Consider the following 2,099-nt stretch of genomic DNA (forward strand, 5'->3'; position numbering starts at 1 on the left):
CTCCCAGCCCCATTCTTCGAACAGCAGGATGGGAACGAGCAGCGCCGCGGCAAGGGCGCGCAGGAGGCGGATGAAGAAGCGCATGGCCACGGCATTGTGACCGCGGGCCGATGCGCGCTGGCTCAGGGCTGGTCGGCCAGTGTCTTGTGCACGCCGAGTTCGCGCAGCGCACGCAGCTGCGTGGCCACGGCCGAGACGAAGCGCGGGTTGCTTCCCAGGTCGTTGCCGAACACTGGCGCGAAAGCCGCGAACACGGCCACGCGCGCTTCGTCGGCCTGTGCCGGCGCGGCCGCGGCCGCCGCGCGTTCGGCTGCCGCGCAGCGTTCGGCCAGCGCATCGGCCAACGGGTCCTGGATCTCGTGGCGGCGGCCCAGTTCGTCGATGCCGCGCAGGTAGTGCAGCCAGGCCGCGACGGCGAGTGCAAGACGGTCGATCGAAGCGCCTGCGGCGAGCCGCTCGCGCACCGTGCCCAAGAGGCGCTGCGGCAGTTTCTGCGAACCGTCCATCGCGATCTGCGCGGTGCGGTGCGCGAGCGCCGGGTTGGCGAAGCGCTCGAGCAGGCGCTGGCGGTAGGCATCGAGGTCGAGGCCGGGCAGCGCCGGCAGCGTGGGCGCAATCTCCTCGCGCATCAGGCGGTCGAGGTAGCGGTGCAGGGCCGGCGTGGCGACGGCGCGGTCCACGGTGTCGAGCCCTGCCATCGCGCCCAGGTACGCAAGCGCCGAATGCGCGCCGTTGACCATGCGCAGCTTGAGCGTCTCGAAGGGGCGCGCGTCGGGCACGAAGCGGGCGCCGCCGGCATCCCAGGCCGGGCGGCCGGCCGCGAAATCGTCTTCCACCACCCATTCGAGAAAACGTTCGCCGACCACCGGCCAGGCGTCCTCCAGCCCGAGCGCGGCGTTGACCTGCGCGCGGTCGCCGTCGGTGGTGCGCGGCACGATGCGGTCCACCATCGAGCAGGGAAAGCTGCAGTGCTCGGCAATCCAGCGTGCCAGCTGCGGATCGACGCGCTGCGCGAAGTCCAATACCAGGCCGCGCAGCAAATGGCCGTTGGAAGGCAGGTTGTCGAGCGACAGCAGCGTGACCGGGGCGAGCCCGCGCAGCTGCCGCAGGCGCAGGCCCGAGACCACGAAGCCGAGCGTGCCGCGCGGCGCATCGGGGCGCGCGAGGTCGTGCAGCACGTCGGGATGGTCGGCACGCAGCGCACCGGTGGCGGGGTCGTGGCAGTAGCCCTTTTCCGTCACGGTGAGGCTCACGATGCGGGTCGCGGGATGCGCGATGCGCGCGAGCACCGCCGCCGGGTCTTCGGGCGCGACCTGCACGCCGAGCAGGCAGCCGATGACCTGCAGCGACGCGCGCGGCGTGCCGGCCTCGTCCACGTCGCGCAGCGCGAGCGTGTAGAGGCCGTCCTGGGGCGCGAGCGCATCGCGCGTGTCGGGGCTGCGCAGCGACACGCCCGCAATGCCCCAGCGCAAGTCGCCGCTCGCATGCAGTGCGGCTTCGTTGACGGCGGCCAGGTGCCCGCGCTGGAATGCGCCCACGCCGAGGTGGACGATGCCGGCCTCGAGTGCGGCGCGGTCGTAGGCGGGGCGCGCCACCGCGGGCGGCAGCGCGGCCAGCATCTCGGCATTCAGCCTGGTCATGGCGCTCACCAGTTCCACAGCGTGCCGTCGTGCTGCAGGCGGTTCACCGGCAGGTAGGCGCGCTTGTAGGGGTACTTCGCGGCCAGCGCCTCGTCGATTTCCACGCCGTGGCCGGGCACGTCGCCGGGGTAGAGCATGCCCTGGTCGAAGGTGTAGGCGTGCGGGAACACGGCGTCGGTCTCTTCGGTGTGGCGCATGTATTCCTGGATGCCGAAGTTCGGCACCCACAGGTCGAAGTGCRGCGCCGCGCCCATGCACACCGGCGACAGATCGGTGGCGCCGTGGCAGCCGGTGCGCACCTGGTAGAGCGAGGCCAGGTCGGCAATGCGGCGCAGGTGCGTGATGCCGCCGGCATGCACCACGGTGGCGCGCACGTAGTCGATCAGCTGGTTCTCGATGAGCTCCTTGCAGTCCCAGATGGAGTTGAAGATCTCGCCCACCGCCAGCGGCGTGGTGGTG

2 protein-coding genes are annotated in these 2,099 nt (G+C 71.7%); both read right to left on the minus strand.

All coding sequences use genetic code 11. The features are described from left to right. Positions 1-122 precede the first annotated feature (122 nt). Complete coding sequence (locus tag AC1DOC_RS30870; protein ID WP_049809822.1) at positions 123-1,640, minus strand: mannitol dehydrogenase family protein; 1,518 nt, start codon at positions 1,638-1,640, stop codon at positions 123-125. 5 nt (positions 1,641-1,645) lie between these two features. Beyond that, a partial coding sequence (locus tag AC1DOC_RS30875) for an enolase C-terminal domain-like protein (RefSeq protein WP_478131245.1) occupies positions 1,646-2,099 on the minus strand: 454 nt, incomplete at its 5' end.

It is taken from the genome of Variovorax sp. 01T439_2 (genome assembly GCF_056398445.1).

Bases quoted from the DNA above. Each gene is read 5' to 3' on its own strand.
- AC1DOC_RS30870 (WP_049809822.1), bottom strand. From the start codon at position 1,640: ATGACCAGGCTGAATGCCGAGATGCTGGCCGCGCTGCCGCCCGCGGTG.